We start from the raw sequence: 17,832 nt of genomic DNA on the forward strand, positions 1-17,832 counted from the left end.
TGACGGAGTGATCGATCTCGGGAGCGCTGGCTACAGGGACACCGTGCTGCGCACCTTCCCCGTTGGGGATCTGTGGGGCGTCGGCCGCAGGCTGGCGCCGCGGTTGGAGGCGATGGGCATTGCCACTGCCGCCGCGCTGCGCGACGCGCCGGCGGACGACATCCTGGCGGCCTTCGGAGTCACGCTGGCACGCACCCAGCGCGAGCTCCAGGGGCATCCATGCATGGAGCTGGAGGAAGTCGAGCCGGATCGGCAGCAGATCATGGTGAGCCGATCCTTCGCCGATCGGGTGGAAGATCACGAGGCAGTTGCGCAAGCGCTGGCGACCTTCGCCGTCAGAGCCTGCGAGAAGCTACGCGCACGCGGCCTGGTCGCCGCCGGCGTATGGGTGTTCGCCCATTCCGACACCTTCCGGCCGGAGCTGCGCCAGCACAACGCTACGCGGACGGTAAGCCTGCCCGCCTCCACGGCTGACACGATGGTGGTGCTGGGTGTCGTGCGCCGGCTGCTTCGCGGCCTGCTGCGGGAGGGCATCGGGTACAAGAAGGCAGGTGTGGCGCTGCTCGACCTAGCCCGGCCGGAAGAGCTGCAGGCGGATCTGTTCGGACCGACGGTGGTCGGCAATGAAAAGCTGATGGCCACCATGGACCGGATCAACCAAAAGTTCGGCCGCGGCACTGCGGGCCTGGGCGCATCGGGTTGGCAGGCACGGCCTGCTTGGGGCATGCGGCAGCACTTGCTTTCACCGAACTACACGACCTCCGTTCACGAGATCCCGCCAGCTCGGTGCTGAAAACGGCATTGCACTGCTCCAAAAAAATGCCTTGCCGACAACTGCGGCCGCCAAATGGCGGCCGCAGACTGGGAAGGTCAGACGCTACTTGCAAGCGCCGCCAGCACCGTCTCCTTCCACTTCAACTGCTGCACGTCCGTGCCAGCCTGCTGCTTCTTGTGAACCTGCAGCAAAACGCCGAAGGCCTTGCCCGCTTCAGTGGCACACCATAGCCCATCGCGCTTCTCTTGCAGCCCGTGTTCGACCAGGAGACGGTTGAACTTCTGAGCAGACACACCCAACCGCCGTCCCAAGTCCGTAGGTGTGAAGTAGCGAACCCCGTCGATGTGCACAGGCGTCGGGCCAGGCAGCAAAATTGGAACGACCAGCACAGGCACCGCCGCGTTGGCCGCCGCCTGCAGCTGCGCTGGAGGGACGCCAAGGGTTTCGCTCAGTCGGAAAGATGACATCGGTTCCAATTTCGCAATTTCGGAAATTGGTGAACTCACAACCGGTTGATTTTGTTGCATTTTCTTGCTCCGTCGAGAGCAAGCATGAACCACCGAGACGTTGACGTAACGTCCTAAAACGTTATTATCGGTTTCACTGAAGCTCACAGCCGAGAAGTCGCCTGGGAACATCAGTGGAAGCTTTGATCGACGCCAATCGATCGGGGCTTCTCTGGGTGGCCATGCTGCCCGTACTACCGTTGATGAAATGCGCAGACCCTGAGGCTACCCGTCGAAAGATGGCCTTGGGGTTTTGCGTTCTTGGACCGCACACGGACCCGGCGACTAGAGGTCGCCACACCCGCGAAAATAAAGATAGTGGGGGTATTGTGGTCCGTCAACGCCAAATGTAGTGAAATTCGGCAATCCCTTGCGCCGCAACGATCGTGCCAACGGCGCCCGGTTTGGACACTTTGGACCTGCTGGAACGGGCTGCGCAGTCAAGCCCAGAACGCGCAGTGGTGGTGGCAATCAGCACGCCACAACTGGAACGATGACAGCTTCACATGACAGAGCAAGCGCCACTTCTGAAAGCGTAATAGCGGGCGCCATTCAGGCTGCGATTTGATGCTCGTAGAACGGGTGCCGCTTGTCGTCAAAGATCCGGTACAGCGCTGCCAGGTCGGCAGGATCAGGGTTCAGCCAGGCGTCGACGTGCTCGGGCTTGATGTTGATGATCGTCCGGTCGTGGCCGGCGGCGGCCACCTCGGGTTACCAAGGCGGTCGTTGTACACGGCAATGCAGAGGACATTGCGCTGTCGTTGGATTCCATCCATAGCGATAGGGCCTGACCGGAATCGAACCGGCGACCTCGCCCGTTGCACGGGTGCAATGCGCTCTACCGCTGAGCTACAGGCCGCATCGCTATAGATGGAGCGGGCCATGGAGCCAGACCCGTATTGCGGTGACACCTACTTGCTGCCAGAAACGACGAACCGCAGGTGACTGGACCTCCCGAGTCCAGGCCTGCGGCCGTTGAGTGCGGGAAGGTTGGAACCTCGCCCACGGTATTGATTGGACAACAATGCTGGTTCCCACTGCAACTGCGGTAAGGTTCCTTACCGCATTCGGGCGAATGCGGTAAGTTTCGCGGCGACTGCGGTAATGTTGCTTAAGATCGAAGGCTAGCTAACCTCGCCATCTTTTTCGTCGCCGCTCCGCGAGCCTCGATTTCTGGCAAAGCCAAGGACCTCGGATTTCTGAATCAACACGTCCAGCGACTCGACAACCTCTTTGGCGAGGTCCAGCGTGCGCCGCATGGCTTCAGGCGTAGCAGACGAGTGTTCAACTTCATTGATCATTTCAACGGCGGCCACAATTCCGCTTGCTTGGCTCGGGGTAATCACTGACTTTTTCATCAATTGAGTCATCATGCTCACCGTAGACAACCCGAGCGCCGGTATCGAGTTGATATGGCATAGGTACCGCAGGCTGCGCATCATGATCTCCCTTATGCCAGACAGCTCAGCCCTACTGCTGCTCTTGGCGGGAAGCAGAGATGTGCGCAGCTCCAACTCTGAGAGATCGTCAGCGGGACGTGCGCCGGTTTTGATGCGACTAACGAATGAGCCGTCTATCTGCCAGCGGTGAGCACTTTGCCGGGATTGCGGGCTTCCGCTGGCTTTGTTGGGCTCCTGTTTCTCCGCTTCTGTATTCACGTCATCACACGCAGCTTGGGTGTCTGGTAGAGCACGCCCCAGTTGTTCAGCCTCTTGAATCCCGTCTGGCAAATTTGGCGCATCATCCTGAGTTGGCAACTCGGAGGCTTCAATTGCCTTAGCTACTTTCTCGACGTCATTAAGCTCAATTTTTCCAACTCCAGCCACCTCAATTGACTTGATCGCAGATCTAATCCATGGAGCCACCCCGACGATCAAAAGGCCAATCGAGACAGCGTCCATCTTGAAAATGTTGGGAAATAGATTTCTCAGTACGATCAGCGCCAGACAGAGCATGCTGATGGTGATCCCCACCCACGGCAGGCTCCTAATCCACGTAATTCCCTTTGCCATATCCCGCCCCCTGTCGTTAAGCAAAGGATGAGTCGACCCGTTCATCCGGTCAACCTACCCCCGTTGGCTGGAGAAAAGCCTGGCACTGAACTCTGCGCGGGCATCTTCCAGCGCCTGCGACAACGCGGAGCTGGCAATACCGTAGACTCGTAGATATGCGCTCTTGCGCATCTTGGCCGCCTTAGCCGCCTCCTGCGCAGCGACCCTTCGTTCAGGCCATACCAAGTCATTCACCGCATCCTGCAGTACCAGGCGCATCCGCCAACGGTCTGCAGGCTCGTCCATTCGAAGCGCGAGCTCGGCCCCATTTCGACGTTCCCACTGGATCTGCCGCATCACACGCTTGGCCAGCGTCCGCCCAAGCGTGGATAAGGACACGCCTTGCCCCCGCAGCGCAACAGCTACAGCAGCCTGCTTGGCCACAGGATCCCGCATCAACCCGACGGCTCCTGCAATGTCGGCGGACGTCAATGGCTGTATGGACGACCGGCCGTTCGATGGCTCGCGGAAACTGCCGCCGACCAGCATGCGGGCGATCAACTCGAGCGGATCTCGCTGCAAGGTGGGTGCCGGCATCGGCATTCTGCCGCGCACCACTCCCACTGCCGGCGGCGCCGTAGGCACATGGGGTTTGTGTACCCATGCCCTGGCCGCCTGAGATTCCGCATCTGCGCCGACGCACAGCTCACCGCGGGCGCTGCAACTCGCGCAGATCACCTGCGCGGTGCAACGGCTGCCGGAACTGCCCCGCATGCGCATACGAACTTCGTCGCTGCCGCAGTTGCCGCAAGACGTCAGAGCCACTGCGGACGCGGCCTCAGCCGACATCAGGCCACCTCGCAGTTGTTGACCCAGCGGGACCGGCCGTCCTGCCACACCTCCCACAGACTGCCGTCTACGTGGCACCTGATGGTGCCCTCTTGCCCTGCCAGGTACAGGTGGTGGGTTGCCTCGTCCAGGCTGTGGAATTGAGGAATCATCGGGAGCTCTCCATGGTAGTCACGTTCTTTGTTTCCAGGGCCGCGCCCTGCTGTTGAAGGAATTGCTGGGCCAGCGCGCGGAGCTGGTTCTCGCCAACGTCCAGACGCTCCACCAGGTGTTCACCGGGGCTGCGCACGCCTTCGATCTGCTCCCGCTTCACCCCGAGCACGTCCGACACAATCGGGTCGCTGCCGCTGTCGGACAGCAGGAAGTACGCCATGACCGGCTCGGTCTGGCCGTCGCGGTGCACGCGGCCGATGCACTGCTCGTGCACACCGGGCGACCAGTCCAGCTCGCCGAACACCGCGGTGCTGCACACGTGCTGCAACCCATCGATGCCGGCCCCAGAGCGGAGGCTGATCAGCATCACCTGGCTGTCGCCGGCGATGAATGCCTCCTTCGCGGCCTGCTTCTGGTTCGGCGACTCGCTGCCGGTGTACATGACAGGGTTGTAGGCAGCCAGTTTCTCCTGCCAGATGCTGTAGACCTCCCGGTGCCACCCGAATAGCAGCACCTTCTGGCCGCTCTCCAGCAGCAGCCTGACGAACTCGGCCACGTAGGGTGCCTTGGCCACGCCGGTCGCCTGCCGCAGCAGCCGGTCGAACTCTCCAGCTGCCTGCATCTTCTCGCCCCGGTACTGCTCGTTTGCCCTGAGGATGATCCGCGCCAGCGCTGCGGCGTCACCGGTGATGGCGCCCAGCGCTTTGGCATCGGCCTCGACCTCGTGCGGGATCTTCGACAGCGCCGGCAGCTCGCGCCCCACTTCCTTTCGAGTGCGGCGCAGCATGATCCCTTGGCGCCGCAGGTACTGGCCGAACTGCTCAGCGTCCTGAAGCTTGGCCTTCTCCCCCGGGGCTGAGATGCACCACTCCCGGAGGAACTCGTCATAGGTGCCGAGGCAGCCCGGCAGCAGCGGGTCGACTACGTGGAAGAACTCGCACCCGTAGTTGTAGATCGGGGTGGCGGTCAGCCCCATACGCAGGCGCGCGCGGCTGGCCAAGTAGCGACAGGCGCGGTGGCTGCTGCTGTCTGGGCTGCGCAGCTGCTGGCATTCTTCGAACACCACGTACTGCGCGATCTCCCCCAACGTCTCAGCCCACCCGCGGAGCTTGTGGTAGCTGACCAGGATTACGTCTGGCAGCGTGTCCCACAGATCCTTGATCCTCTGCTTCGGCTGCAGCACGAGCGGGTACGGCGCCCCCTTCCTGATGTGGTGCACGCGCAGCTGAGGCGCGAACTCAGCCAGCTTCTCCGGCCAGTGGTTCGGCAGCGCCGCCGGGTACACCACCACCGCCGGCAGGTTTCCCGGAGCGGCCATCGGACAGATGCCGGTGACCGTCTTGCCGAGGCCCAGATCATCCGCCAACAGCAGGCCGCCACGGATGGACAGCTGCGCCCCCGCCATGCGTTGGTACTCGCGCGGCGGCTTGGCCAGGGTGAACTCCGGGATCTGCACGCGGCCGGCCAGCAGGTCGCCCAGGCTGCGCTCCATGTCCACATGCTCGTCGGCCAGTTGCTGCAGCGCGCGCTGGGTGTCTGCATCCATCGACAGGGGGTAGCGCTGTGTGAACCACTGCAGCTCCCGGCTGTTCTCTGGCGTGGCCGACAGGTCAATGTGCTCTGCGGCGTGCTGACGCACCCGGGGAAACACACGCTTCATCCGCGCACGCACCTGAGGCTCGCAGATCACCCGCCAAGTGTTGCCGGCGGCGCTGTACTGGAGGGTTCCATAGGTCGTCTGCATCACAGTGCCTGCCTCTTCAGGCGGATGATGTTGAAGGGCTTGCCCTGCCAGACCGGCCGGGCCACGAGCGGGCGTTCGCCCCAGCGTTCGGTGGTGGCCAGCAGCACGCCGCGCACCTGCGGGAGAGTGATGTAGCGGCCGACCTGCCGCAGGGCATCAGCGAGCGAGCCGGCCACCTTGACCTCGATCACGAGACCATCCAGCCAGAAGTCAGCGCGGTTGCTGGCGTCCAGCCGGTATTCGCGCACGTGCGCATGGCCCGCCTGGTCCAGAACGGTGGCCAGTGCCTGACCGGAATGAAGAAGAGCTACATCTACCGCGAGATGGAGAGGGGCACCTTCCCACCAAAGCAGAAGGTCGGTGGCGGCACTCGCTGGTACCAGAGCGACATCCAGCGTTGGATTCGCGCACGCAGGAACGCTCCGCAGTGGACGCCCAAAGATGCAGGGCAACCGCGGCCAACTGCGACAGCAGCGGAGCGTAAACGGTCACCGAGCGGTCACCGGGCGGGGATGGCTTGACGAAGAAGGCACCGGGGATGATCCTAAGTGCCTGATTCGATGGTGGGCCCACCAGGATTCGAACCTGGAACCAAGGGATTATGAGTCCCCTGCTCTAACCGTTGAGCTATAGGCCCGGCGCAGCGTCTTAGTGTAGTGGAGCACGGCCAGAGTCGGCTACTCAGTCGGCAGTAGCGAGTGCCGCAGCAACATGCTGCAACCGCTTCTCGGCTATCCCAGCCAACCGCTCCATCTCCTGCAGATGCGCTTGGAATAGCGCCACCACCCTCATGGCCCCCTCCAGGCCCCTCTGATTGCCATTACCGAAGCCCTCGACCAATCCCGCGCCAGACTGCGTCAGCAGCGCGAACGTCGCGCGCCTAGCGAACCCCAGCCGATCCTCCCGCTCGTCCTGCAGCACTTCAACCCAATCCAGCAGGGGCGGGAAGTCACACGTATCTGCGCTAACCCGGTCGCCAGCACGCTTGCCGGCTATCGCCTTCAGTCTCATTTTGGATCTCCTACGATTCGTCGAACCTCTTCCGCCTCCTGTTGAGAGAGGCGACCGGGTGCTTCAACACGGTCGTAGGGCCGCCCGCAGCTTTCCCCTTTGCAGGGTCTTCTATGGCTGCGCGCCACCCGGCCAGAAACCATGGACCCACCACAATGGCGAGATGTGTGGCTTGGCCTTGGACTGTCTGCCGATGCGGTAGACAGTCCGCCTACGTCGGTGTGTTGAGCACCTGCCGGAGACTGTGTGCAAGCCAAGGTAGTAGGTTCAATTGGTGATTGCGACAACACGCCCGAGAGCCGCATCTGGTCGGCGCGCTCTACGCATTGAGGCGGTTGGGGCCTGGACTTTGATCGCACCTAACAGCCGCGACGGGCTCTTCAACAATGCTCAAGCCGGTCGCGTCATAGGGCGCGGGATTTGGTGAGCGAAGAGAGCGGAATTTGGACAGATGCGCCATCGCCAAATACAGCCGAGCATGACTCGGCTCTATAGAAAAGCGGCCTGAGCGGTGAGTGCCCCGGCGCAGCCCCCAAAGAAAAACCCCGCCGAAGCGGGGTTTCCCTCAACACGTCAGCACTACCTGGATATCAATCGATATCCAGGAAGCTGCGCAGCTGCTCCGAACGGCTCGGGTGACGCAGCTTGCGCAGGGCCTTCGCTTCGATCTGGCGGATGCGCTCGCGGGTCACGTCGAACTGCTTGCCGACTTCCTCGAGGGTGTGGTCGGTATTCATGTCGATGCCGAAGCGCATGCGCAGCACCTTGGCTTCCCTCGGGGTGAGGCCGGCCAGCACGTCGCGCACGGTTTCAGACAGGTTGATGTTGGTGGTGTTCTCGATCGGGGACTCCACGTTGGTGTCCTCGATGAAGTCGCCCAGATGGGAATCCTCGTCGTCGCCGATCGGGGTTTCCATCGAGATCGGCTCCTTGGCGATCTTCATCACCTTGCGGATCTTGTCTTCCGGCATGTCCATTTCCTTGGCCAGCTCCTCCGGCGTAGCCTCGCGGCCGTACTGCTGGAGCATCTGGCGGGAAATGCGGTTCAACTTGTTGATCGTTTCGATCATGTGCACCGGAATACGGATGGTGCGCGCCTGGTCGGCGATCGAACGGGTGATGGCCTGGCGGATCCACCAGGTCGCATACGTGGAGAACTTGTAGCCGCGGCGGTACTCGAACTTGTCCACGGCCTTCATCAGGCCGATGTTGCCTTCCTGGATCAGGTCGAGGAACTGCAGGCCGCGGTTGGTGTACTTCTTGGCGATGGAGATCACCAGGCGCAGGTTGGCCTCGACCATTTCCTTCTTGGCCTTGCGCGCCTTGGCTTCGCCATAGGCCATGGCACGGCTGAGTTCCTTCAGCTCGTCCAGGTCCAGCAGGGTGACCTTCTCGATGTCGATGGTGGCCTGCTGCTCGGACACGATCTGGTCCTTCACTTCACGCAGCGCCGAAGACCACTTCTGCTTGCGCTTCAGTGCGTCTTCCACCCACTCCAGGTTGGTCTGGTTGCCTTCCCAGGAGCGGATGAAGTCCTTGCGCGGCATGCGGGCAGTGACGGTGGCCAGGTTCAGCACGCGGCGCTCGTGGGCCTTGATGCTGCCCATGGTGTCGCGCAGCTGCTTGGTCAGCACGTCGGTCAGCGGCAGCGGCAGCTTCAGGGTGACGAACACCGCCGACATCTCCTCGCGGAGCTTCAGCAGGTTCTTCTTGTCGCCCTTGGCGGCAGCCTTCTTGAAGGCGTTGAGGGCATCGCCCAGCGCCTGCATGCGCGCAGCCACTTCCTCCGGATCCGGACCGGTCGGTGCGGCTTCTTCATCGCCGCCGTCGACGTCGTCTTCTTCCTCGTCGGCGTCGGCATCGGCGTCGTCCGCGTCATCGGCCACCACAGCGGCCGGGGCCGGCACGTCGTCGGTCAGGTCGTTGAAGCCGACGATCACTTCGGCAAGGCGCTTGCGGCCTTCCTTGTGCGCTTCGTAATCGGTCAGCAGCGATTCGACCGACACCGGGAACTGGCCGAGTGCGGCCTGGACCTGGGACAGGCCTTCTTCGATGCGCTTGGCAATGGCGATTTCGCCTTCGCGGGTCAGCAGCTCGACGGTACCCATTTCGCGCATGTACATGCGCACCGGGTCGGTGGTACGGCCACCTTCGGTGTCGAGCGCGCTCAGCGCGGCGGCAGCTTCTTCGGCTGCGGTGTCGTCGACCTCACGGTTGCCCGTGTTGCCGTCGTTGAGAAGCAGGGTTTCCACATCCGGAGCAACTTCATGGACATCAATGCCCATGCCGTTGATCATGCCGATGATGTCTTCGATCTGTTCCGGGTCGACCATGTCGTCGGGCAGATGGTCATTGACTTCGGCATAGGTCAGGTAGCCCTGTTCCAGGCCCTTGCTGATCAGTTGCTTGATTTCGGATTGGGCAGGACGTTCGTTGGCCATGTAGTGCTCGCGCCACCGGCTAGGGGGAAATAGGGAACGTAGCATTATACCAGCCCGGGGCCCGGCCTGCCGGGCGGTGGTCCCGGCGGCCTAGGGCCTGAGGAGGAAGGTCACGGGACCGTCGTTGACCAGGCTGACGACCATATGGGCACCGAAGCGGCCCGTTTCCACCCCCGGCGCGTGATTTTCACGACAGATGTCGACAAATCGATTGAACCCGCGTTCAGCCTCCTGCGGCGGTGCCGCGCTGGTGAAGCTTGGCCGCATGCCGGAACGGGTGTCCGCGGCCAGGGTGAACTGGCTGACCAGCAGCAGGCCGCCGCCGGTATCACGCAGCGAGCGGTTCATTTTTCCGGCCTCATCTGCAAACACACGGTAGCCGAGCAGGCGTTCGGCCATCCGCTGCAACTGGGCCTCGTTATCGCCCGGCTCCATGCCGACCAGGGCCAGCAGGCCGGGACCGATCTGCCCCACCGCCTCACCTTCCACATGCACGGCAGCCTGGCTGACACGTTGAATCAGGACGAGCATCGGCGGGCTTCCAGGCAAGGGGCCGGCCACGATAGCAGCGCCCTTGGCTAAACTGGGCCCGATGAATCCACACCGCAAAGCCCGGCTGGTCTACCGCGCCACCACCCTGTTCGCCCGCCTGCCCTGGCCATTGCTGCGCGGGTTCGCGCGCGCCCTGGCCTGGACGTGGGTGCGCCTCGATGCCCGCGAGAGCCGCGTCACCCGCCGCAACCTGGAGCTGGCCTACCCCGAGCTGGACGCGCCGGCGCGCGACCGCCTGCAGCGCGAACTGCTGCGCTCCACCGCCCTGCAGGCCATCGAGACCCTGCGCCTGTGGAGCCGGAAACCCGCCGACAACCTGCGCCTGCACCTGAAGGAGCGCCACGGCCAGGCGCTGTACGACGCGGCCCTGGCCAGCGGCAGGGGCGTGATCGTGGCGGCCCCGCACTACGGCAACTGGGAGCTGCTGAACCAGTGGCTGGCCTCGCGCGGCCAGATCGCCATCGTCTACAAGCCGCCGGAGGACGAGGCCAGCGATGCCTTCCTGCAGATCGTGCGCGGCGGCGACAACGTGCAGCAGGTGCGCGCCGAAGGCCCGGCCGTGCGCCAGCTGTTCAAGGTGCTCAAGGACGGCGGTGCCACCGGCATCCTGCCCGACCAGCAGCCCAAGGCCGGCGACGGCGTGTTCGTGCCGTTCTTCGGCGTGCAGGCACTGACCATGACCCTGGTCAACCGCCTGGCCGAGCGCACCGGCGCGACCGTGCTGTATGGCTGGTGCGAGCGCATCGGCCCGGACATGGAATTTGCCCTGCACATCGAGCCGACCGACCCGGCCGTGGCCGATCCGGACCCGCACGTGGCGGCCACCGCGCTCAACGCGGGCATCGAACGCATCGCCCGCCGCGACCCGGCGCAGTACCAGTGGACCTACAAGCGCTATACGCTGCGGCCACCGGGCAGCGGCGAGGAAGACCCGTACGCGACCGACGAACATCCGCACTGAGAGCCGCTGCACCGGCCTGCGACACACCGCCGCAGCACGTTGAATACGACGCTGGCGCCCCCATAGAGACACCGATGTCCGCCTCCCCCGGTCCTGCCATGTCTGCTTCCTCCCTGTTCGGTGATCCGGCAGCGATCCGCTGCGAGCGCGCGGTCGCCGAACTGCGCGCCGGTCGCCCGGTCCTGCTCCACGATGGCCAGGGCCAGCGCCTGGCGGTGATCGCGCTGGACAGCGCCACTGCCAGCAGCTTCGCCGCCTTCGCCAGTGCCGCGCGCGAGCGCCATTACCTGTACCTGACCGCCACCCGCGCCCGCGTGCTCGGCGTGGAGGCACCCGAGGGCGCACGCCTGCCGCTGGCCGGCGTTGCCTTCGATGCCCTGCCCTCGCTGGGCTACCTGCGCGAACCCGGACCGATGCCCGCGGCCTGGAGCGCAGGCGATGCGTTCGATGCCGGCGCGGTGGAACTGGCCCGGCTGGGCCTGCTGCTGCCGGCGATGGTGGCCGTGCGCCTGGATGCAGACGACGCCACGTTCGATGGCGCGGCCGAGGTTGCCCTGTGCGATCTGGCCGAAGGCGCCGCGCACGCCGCACATGATTACGAACTGGTGGCGCGTTCTCCGGTGCCGCTGCGCGACGTCGGCATGACCACCTTCGCGGTGTTCCGCGGTGGCGTCGCCCAGCGCGACCAGGTAGCGATCATCGTCGGCGAACCGGACCTGTCCGCAGTGGTGCCGGTGCGCGTGCATTCGTCCTGCCTCACCGGCGACCTGTTCGGTTCGCTCAAGTGCGATTGCGGCGACCAGCTGCGGCGCGGCCTGCGCAAACTGAAGGAACTGGGCGGCGGCGTGCTGCTGTACCTGGACCAGGAAGGCCGCGGTACCGGCATCGCCGCGAAGATGCGCGCCTACGGCTACCAGCATGACGGCCTGGATACCATCGACGCCGATGCGCAGCTGGGCTTCGGCGCCGACGAGCGCCGCTATGGCAGCGCGGTGGCGATGCTGCGCGGGCTGGGTGTATCCCGTGTTGCCCTGCTCAGCAACAACCCGACCAAGGCACAGCGCCTGCGCAATGCCGGCATCGAAGTGCTGGACTGCATTCCGGTCACCGGCGAGATCACCGCCGAGAACGAGCACTACCTGCGCACCAAGGCCGACCGCGCCGGCCATCTGCTGGATGTCGATGCGCTGATCCAGGCCGCCCAGTAACGCGGGCGACCTGCTAACGTCTGCGCAGTGCGGTCATCACCGCGCCTGCCCGCCCTGCTGCCCGACGGACGCCCGCGTGACCGAACTGCCCTTGCCTGTTGCTGCTGCCGAAATGCCCCTCGACCACTGGCAACCCCTGCCGCGGCGCGCTGCCCGGTTGGCGGCGCTGGAGGGCGCCTTCGGCGGACTGTTCATCCCCGGCGCACCGCTGGCGGCCCTCTGGTGGTTCTTCGATCTTCCCGGTGGCCTGTGGGCAGCGATGCTGGGCCTGCTGGTCGGCCTCGCCTTCGGCGCCTGGATCGGCCATCGGCGCCTGACCCGCACCCGCTGGCGGCTGGACGCGCAGGGCCTGGGCCTGCGCCGCGACCTGATGTGGCAGCTGGAGACCCGCATCCCCATTTCGCGCGTGCAGCACCTGGACCTGCGTCGCGGGCCCCTGGAGCGGCGTGCAGGCCTGGCCACGCTGATCGTGCATACCGCCGGCACCCGCCTGAGTGCGGTCACCGTCAGCGGCCTGGACGAAGCCGATGCCGAGCGCCTGCGTGACACCCTGGCCCATCAGCTCGACCAGGACGCCGACGCCCTGTGAGCCTGCCCCCGCCCCTGCCGCCCTCGCTGCCCAGCGGTGGCGACGAGCATCGCCTGCATCCGTGGTCGTGGCTGTTCGTGCTGCTGATGCAGCTGCGCCACTATTTCCTGCCGCTGGTCGCGTTGCTGGTGTTCGGCCAACGCGGCGACCGCGACCCGATGTGGGCACAGTTGATCCCGTTGACCGCCATCGCCGCGCTGGTGCTGGTGTCGGTGCTGCAGTACCTCAGCTACCGCTATCGCATCGGCAACGATGCGATCACCGTGCGCAGCGGCCTGCTGGCGCGCAACCGGCGCGAGATTCCCTTCGCCCGCATCCACAACGTTGAAGTGCGGCAGAACCCGTTGCACCGGTTGTTCGGGGTTGCCGAACTGCGCCTGGAATCGGCCGGCGGGGTGCGTCCGGAAGCGGAGATGCGCGTGCTGCGGCTGGACCAGGCGTTGGCCCTGGAACAACTGGTGCGCCAGCGTGGACAGGCGCCCCAGCCGACGCTGGGCGACGTGCCGGCTGCCGATGTCGTGCCATCCGACGACGAGCAGGTATTGCTGCGCCTGTCGAGCTGGGACGTGCTGCGCATGGGCCTGCTGTCCAACCGTGGCTGGGCGCTGGCGATCGCCGCCTTCGGCGTCCTGTTCCAGACCGTACCGCGCCCGGTGATGGACGATGCCATCCAGCGTGGCGGGCGCGAGGCCTTCGGCTACGCCAGCCACCTGCATGCCGGGGTGACCGGCGGGCTGGTGCTGTTGGCGGCCGCGTTGCTGCTGGGCTGGCTGCTGCTGCGGGTGTTGTCGGTGGTGTTGACGCTGCTGCGCTACCACGGCTTCACCCTCAGCGAGCGCGAGCGGCGCCTGACCGTCTCCACCGGCCTGCTCAGCCGCACCCGCAGCAGCGTCGCGCGCCGCCGCATCCAGGCATGGACGCTGGGCGAGAGCACCCTGCAACGCTGGTTCGGGCTGCGCCAGCTGCGTATCGACAGCGCTGCCGGTGGCCCCTCGCGCGACGACGACCGCGCGCTGCGCGAACTGGCACCGCTGGCTGGCGCAAGCGCCTGCGATGGGCTGGTGCGCCACCTGCTGCCGCAGCTGCAATGGCCGCCGCAGCAGTGGCAACCGATACCGCAACGCGGATGGTGGCGATTGTCGCTGTCCACCTTGCTGGTGGTGCCGTTGCTGACCGCCGCGCTGTACTGGCGCTGGGGCCTGCCGGCCCTGGCACTGCTGGCCTGGCTGCCGGTCAGCCTGTTGATCGCGCACCGGCAGATGGCGCAGATGGGCTGGCACCTGGATGGCCAGTTCGTGGCGGTGCGCGGCGGCTGGTGGAAGCGCTGGTGGCGCTGGGCCGAGCTGGACAAGGTGCAGGGCCTGCGCCTGCAGCGCTCGCCGCTGGACAAGCTGTTGGGTACGGCCAGCCTGCAGCTGGACACCGCCGGTGCGCATGGCGATGTGGCACTGGCACTGCGCTACCTGCCGCAGGCGCGTGCACATGCCTTGATGGAAGAACTGGCCACGGCGCTGGCACGGCGCAAGCTGCGCTGGTAGCGCGGCCGATCGTTGAATCGCCATCCACGCATGGCGTGGATCTACTGCACCACCCACGCATGGCGTGGATCTACTGCACCACCCACGCATGCCGTGGATCTACTGCACCACCCACGCATGGCGTGGATCTACTGCACCACCCACGCATGGCGTGGATCTACTGCACCATCCACGCATGGCGTGGATCTACTGCACCACCCACGCATGGCGTGGATCTACTGCCCCCCACGCATGGCGTGGATCAACGGTAGTGCCGGCCGCTGGCCGGCAAACGCAGGCACTCCGGTGGTTGCCGGCCAGCGGCCGGCACTACCCACATCACCGCTGCGACGGACCCCAGTAGCCCAGGTCCTTGCGGATCTGCAGGTCCCGGACCCAACTGCCAAACGGCTTGCGACGCAGCACGCCCATTTCGCCGGACAGGAAATCCTCGGTGGCGGCGATCACCCGCTCGCTGGACCGGCCATCGCGATAGGGGTGGATGGCATCGGCGTAAAGCACGATCTCCGCCTGCAACGCCGCGTCGGGATGCAGCGCGCGCGCCAGCATAGCCGGCAGCTGCTGCGGATCATCGAAATCGATCATGTGCGGCTTCGGCACGCGGTTGCGGAAGGTCACCACCGGCTTGTGCTGGACGATGAACTCCGAAACGATCGATGAGGTGTCCGACACCAGCACGTCGGCGGCGCGCTGGGCGGCCATCACCTGCTCCGGCTCGATGAAACGCGCATTGGCGCCGGCCAGCGCGCGGTAGCGTTCGAACAGTTCCGGCGGGCACTTCGGGTGCAGGGTCAGCAGCCAGTAGTGCTGCCCGGCGGCGATGTCGGCCGCGATCTGCGCATGCAGGTGCGGGGCGGCGCTCAAGCGCTCGGTGAAGGTTGAACCGAACAGGATCACCGGGCGGCCGCCGGCTGCACTGCGCAGCGCGGCACTGTCGCCACCGTCGTCGCGGAACAGCGGGTCCAGCTTCGGCCAGCCGGTTTCCGCCACGGCGAAATGGCCCTGCACTGCCGCGATCTCGCGGAACGGCGCGGTGGTGGCAGGGCCCTGCGTGCAGTACAGGTCGAACATGCCGCGCACCCGGAAGTGGCCACGCGCACTGTCGCGCTTTTCCACGTTGAAGCCATGGAACAGCTGCACCTTGGCCCCCGACAGGAAGGTCGGCACCCAGTTGGCCGCGCTGAACACCGCCCGCGGCCGCATCGCCAGGGCCTGCTTCAGGCCGATGTTCGGCACGCCGGGCAGCTGGCTGCCAGCCGCACCATCTTCGAACCAGGCCGCCACTTCCTGGCCGGAAGCGTGCAAGGCCTGCACCAACGGGGCGAGAATAGGCAGCGCATAGCGCTCCGTCGCAAACAACAGGTACCCGGCCATCATGTCCTCCACGACCGCTCCCATCGAACGGCCTCGCATCTCGGCCTGCATTATCGCGTTCAACGAGGCCGGGCGCATCGGCGACTGCCTGGCCTCGCTGGCCTTCTGCGATGAGATCGTGGTGGTGGACTCGCAGTCCACCGACGCCACGGTGGCCATCGCCGAGGCGGCCGGCGCCCGCGTGCTGCAGCGTCCGTTCGATGGCTTCCGCAGCCAGAAGGCATTCTGCGTCGAGCAGGCCACCCACCACTGGGTACTGTGCCTGGACGCCGACGAGCGCATCAGCCCGGAACTGCGCACGGCCATCGAGCAGGCCCGCGACGGCGGCTTTGCAGGTCATGCGGGTTACCGCTTCGCCCGCCTGTCGGAGTACTTCGGCAGGTTCCTGCGCCACGGCAATGCCTATCCGGACCGGGTGCTGCGCCTGTTCGACCGCCGCCACGGCGGCTGGCGCGGCAAGCGCGAGATCCATGAGGCGGCCAGTGTCGATGGCACGGTCGGCACCCTGCGCGGGGACCTCATCCACTTCCCCTACCGCTCGCTGCAGCAGCAGCTGGCCAAGACCGAGAAGTACGCACGGATGATGGCCGAACACGAGTTCGCGCGCGGCAAGCGGGCCACCCTCGGCAAGCTGGTGCTGGCCCCGGCCTGGCGGTTCTGGCGCGGCTTCCTGTTCCGTGGCGGCTTCCGCGACGGCTGGCATGGCCTGGTGTATGCCTACGTGCGCGCCAACTACGTACGTCAGAAGACCATCATGCTGTGGATGCTGGGCAATGGTCAGGCTGTGTCCGATCCGCCCAACCCCTGAGTGCGGAGCCGAGCGTGGCTGAACGCTACCGGGCGTTCTTTGCCCGGTGCCGGGCACCTTCCACGATCGACAGGCCGGTCAGCAGGCCGACGATGGTGACGTAGAAGCTTGCGGTCATCTGGTGCGCGAACATCGACTGGGTCAGCCCGCACAGGATGTAGGACACCACCACCATCACACCGGCGGCGGCAGGGCCGCGGAAGGTGGCGTGCCCGCTGCGCCGGTGCAGGCGCACGAATACCCACAGGGGCACGCCATACACGGCCAGCAGCAGCAACACGCCCGGCAGGCCCTGGGTAGCCCCCCACTCGGCCAGATCGTTGTGCGCATGGCGCAGGTGGCAGCGGATCTCCTGCGGGTTCTCGCGGCAGGCCGGCACCCGCTTCATGGCCGTGTCGAAGTGGCCGATGCCTACCCCGGTCAGCGGATGATCGAGGAAGGTCTCCCACGCCACCTGCAGGCGCTCGACGCGCGCCCCGGCCGAAGAGTCGCTGTCACCCTGCTCCATGCGCTGCACATCGCTGTGCAGTTCGGACAACCGCACCTGGTGGCGCAGCTCGGGCACCGACAGCAGCAGGGTCGCGCCGATGGTCAACATGCCGGCAAGCACCGACAGACGCGCCACGCCAGTACGCCAGCGCAGGCTCAGTGCCAGCGCCACCAGCAGTGCCAGCAGGGCCGCGAACACGCCCCGGCTTCCGGTCAGGATGATGGTCCCGCAACCAGCAGCCATGCCGACGATCACCAGCGACCAGCGCCGCGACGGCCGGCAGAACACCAGCAGCACCATCAGCATCATCACGATGTCGGCGAGCACGATCGCGTTGGTGAACAGTTCGGCGCGTGCCGCACCCTGGAACACCTGCAGCGCCGAAAGCACGAAGGTGCCCACCAGTCCGGCGAACGCACCGCGCCACAGCCAGCGCATGTCCGGGCGCAGCGCACACACCCACAGTGCGATCCACGGAATGACCAGGAAGCGGGATCGATTGTCGACATCGCGCAGGCCCTGTTCGAACAGCGCGACCGACACGATGGCCATCACCAGCACCGCCAGCATCAGCCAGCTGAGGACCTTGATCGGCTGCTTGTCCATACGCCGGGCCTGCCACAGCAGGCCGGGCACCATCGCCGTGCTGACCAGCAGCAGCAGCGCGTAGGGCAACAGGTTGATCGGGATCGTCAGCACCAGTGCCGGCATGCAGAACAGGCCGATCTGCGCCAGCCAGTGCGCCGCGCGCGGGCGCCGGCCTGCGGGGACGCCCAGCGGATCGCCGATCGTGGATTCCAGGTTGTGCTGTGAAGCTGCCACGTCGAAAAAGTTCGCTGCAA

At 65.6% G+C, this 17,832-nt stretch carries 17 protein-coding genes and 2 tRNA genes; 6 read left to right on the forward strand and 13 right to left on the reverse strand.

All coding sequences use genetic code 11. The features are described 5' to 3' along the window. Nucleotides 1-43 precede the first annotated feature (43 nt). The gene (locus tag CLM74_RS21785) at nucleotides 44-793 is read left to right on the forward strand and encodes a DUF4113 domain-containing protein (RefSeq protein WP_234003389.1); all 750 of its coding nucleotides are present in this window, start codon (nucleotides 44-46) and stop codon (nucleotides 791-793) included. A 77-nt stretch (nucleotides 794-870) separates the two neighbouring features. On the opposite strand, the gene CLM74_RS18840 is transcribed toward CLM74_RS21785, so the two are convergent. The 11 genes from CLM74_RS18840 to dtd all read right to left on the reverse strand — a co-directional run bounded on the left by CLM74_RS18840 (nucleotide 871) and on the right by dtd (nucleotide 10,001). Next, nucleotides 871-1,413 (reverse strand): hypothetical protein, encoded by a 543-nt coding sequence (locus tag CLM74_RS18840; protein ID WP_134833140.1) that lies wholly within the window; start codon nucleotides 1,411-1,413, stop codon nucleotides 871-873. Between the two features lie 420 nt (nucleotides 1,414-1,833). Beyond that, nucleotides 1,834-1,986, reverse strand: coding sequence for a hypothetical protein (locus CLM74_RS21570; protein ID WP_158684166.1), 153 nt, complete (start codon nucleotides 1,984-1,986; stop codon nucleotides 1,834-1,836). A 77-nt stretch (nucleotides 1,987-2,063) separates the two neighbouring features. Beyond that, a tRNA-Cys gene (locus CLM74_RS18845) sits at nucleotides 2,064-2,139 on the reverse strand. A 266-nt stretch (nucleotides 2,140-2,405) separates the two neighbouring features. Continuing rightward, a complete protein-coding gene (locus tag CLM74_RS18850) occupies nucleotides 2,406-3,254 on the reverse strand; it encodes a hypothetical protein (RefSeq protein WP_134833141.1) in 849 nt (282 codons plus the stop codon). Between the two features lie 93 nt (nucleotides 3,255-3,347). Further along, nucleotides 3,348-4,121 carry a hypothetical protein gene (locus tag CLM74_RS18855; RefSeq protein ID WP_234003390.1) on the reverse strand — a complete coding sequence of 258 codons (774 nt, stop codon included), beginning with the start codon at nucleotides 4,119-4,121 and terminating at the stop codon, nucleotides 3,348-3,350. 148 nt (nucleotides 4,122-4,269) lie between these two features. Continuing rightward, on the reverse strand, nucleotides 4,270-6,018 hold the full coding sequence (locus CLM74_RS18860; RefSeq protein ID WP_105164713.1) for a DEAD/DEAH box helicase: 1,749 nt from the start codon (nucleotides 6,016-6,018) through the stop codon (nucleotides 4,270-4,272). Further along, nucleotides 6,018-6,266 carry a hypothetical protein gene (locus tag CLM74_RS18865; protein ID WP_189487019.1) on the reverse strand — a complete coding sequence of 83 codons (249 nt, stop codon included), beginning with the start codon at nucleotides 6,264-6,266 and terminating at the stop codon, nucleotides 6,018-6,020. Before CLM74_RS18865 ends, CLM74_RS18860 begins: the two co-directional genes overlap by 1 nt. Before the next feature lie 313 nt (nucleotides 6,267-6,579). Next, nucleotides 6,580-6,655 (reverse strand) — tRNA-Ile (locus CLM74_RS18875). 44 nt (nucleotides 6,656-6,699) lie between these two features. Next, nucleotides 6,700-7,029, reverse strand: coding sequence for a hypothetical protein (locus tag CLM74_RS18880; protein ID WP_105164714.1), 330 nt, complete (start codon nucleotides 7,027-7,029; stop codon nucleotides 6,700-6,702). Nucleotides 7,030-7,619: 590 nt separating this feature from the next. Further along, the gene (gene rpoD / locus CLM74_RS18885; protein ID WP_032976684.1) at nucleotides 7,620-9,470 is read right to left on the reverse strand and encodes an RNA polymerase sigma factor RpoD; all 1,851 of its coding nucleotides are present in this window, start codon (nucleotides 9,468-9,470) and stop codon (nucleotides 7,620-7,622) included. Nucleotides 9,471-9,560: 90 nt separating this feature from the next. Next, on the reverse strand, nucleotides 9,561-10,001 hold the full coding sequence (gene dtd, locus CLM74_RS18890; RefSeq protein ID WP_025879048.1) for a D-aminoacyl-tRNA deacylase: 441 nt from the start codon (nucleotides 9,999-10,001) through the stop codon (nucleotides 9,561-9,563). A gap of 61 nt (nucleotides 10,002-10,062) precedes the next feature. On the opposite strand from dtd, the gene CLM74_RS18895 reads away from it, so the two are divergent. The 4 genes from CLM74_RS18895 to CLM74_RS18910 all read left to right on the forward strand — a co-directional run bounded on the left by CLM74_RS18895 (nucleotide 10,063) and on the right by CLM74_RS18910 (nucleotide 14,318). Continuing rightward, nucleotides 10,063-10,983, forward strand: coding sequence for a lauroyl acyltransferase (locus tag CLM74_RS18895; protein WP_105164715.1), 921 nt, complete (start codon nucleotides 10,063-10,065; stop codon nucleotides 10,981-10,983). Nucleotides 10,984-11,057: 74 nt separating this feature from the next. After that, nucleotides 11,058-12,191, forward strand: coding sequence for a GTP cyclohydrolase II RibA (ribA, locus tag CLM74_RS18900; RefSeq protein WP_105164716.1), 1,134 nt, complete (start codon nucleotides 11,058-11,060; stop codon nucleotides 12,189-12,191). Between the two features lie 112 nt (nucleotides 12,192-12,303). Beyond that, the gene (locus tag CLM74_RS18905; protein ID WP_088101515.1) at nucleotides 12,304-12,780 is read left to right on the forward strand and encodes a PH domain-containing protein; all 477 of its coding nucleotides are present in this window, start codon (nucleotides 12,304-12,306) and stop codon (nucleotides 12,778-12,780) included. After that, nucleotides 12,777-14,318 carry a PH domain-containing protein gene (locus tag CLM74_RS18910; RefSeq protein ID WP_105164717.1) on the forward strand — a complete coding sequence of 514 codons (1,542 nt, stop codon included), beginning with the start codon at nucleotides 12,777-12,779 and terminating at the stop codon, nucleotides 14,316-14,318. The genes CLM74_RS18905 and CLM74_RS18910 overlap by 4 nt, the downstream gene beginning before the upstream one ends. Nucleotides 14,319-14,636: 318 nt before the next feature. Here CLM74_RS18910 and CLM74_RS18915 read toward each other — a convergent pair whose 3' ends face one another. Further along, complete coding sequence (locus tag CLM74_RS18915; protein WP_105164718.1) at nucleotides 14,637-15,695, reverse strand: CDP-glycerol glycerophosphotransferase family protein; 1,059 nt, start codon at nucleotides 15,693-15,695, stop codon at nucleotides 14,637-14,639. Here CLM74_RS18915 and CLM74_RS18920 point away from each other — a divergent pair. Continuing rightward, nucleotides 15,694-16,500 carry a glycosyltransferase family 2 protein gene (locus tag CLM74_RS18920; RefSeq protein WP_032976680.1) on the forward strand — a complete coding sequence of 269 codons (807 nt, stop codon included), beginning with the start codon at nucleotides 15,694-15,696 and terminating at the stop codon, nucleotides 16,498-16,500. The two genes, CLM74_RS18915 and CLM74_RS18920, sit on opposite strands and share 2 nt — an antisense overlap. 25 nt (nucleotides 16,501-16,525) lie before the next feature. Here the strand turns inward: CLM74_RS18920 and CLM74_RS18925 are convergent, their stop codons facing one another. Continuing rightward, on the reverse strand, nucleotides 16,526-17,812 hold the full coding sequence (locus CLM74_RS18925; RefSeq protein ID WP_234003391.1) for an O-antigen ligase: 1,287 nt from the start codon (nucleotides 17,810-17,812) through the stop codon (nucleotides 16,526-16,528). Nucleotides 17,813-17,832: the final 20 nt, after the last annotated feature.

The organism is Stenotrophomonas sp. MYb57 (genome assembly GCF_002966815.1).
In the GTDB taxonomy this organism is placed as follows: Bacteria; Pseudomonadota; Gammaproteobacteria; order Xanthomonadales; family Xanthomonadaceae; genus Stenotrophomonas; species Stenotrophomonas indicatrix.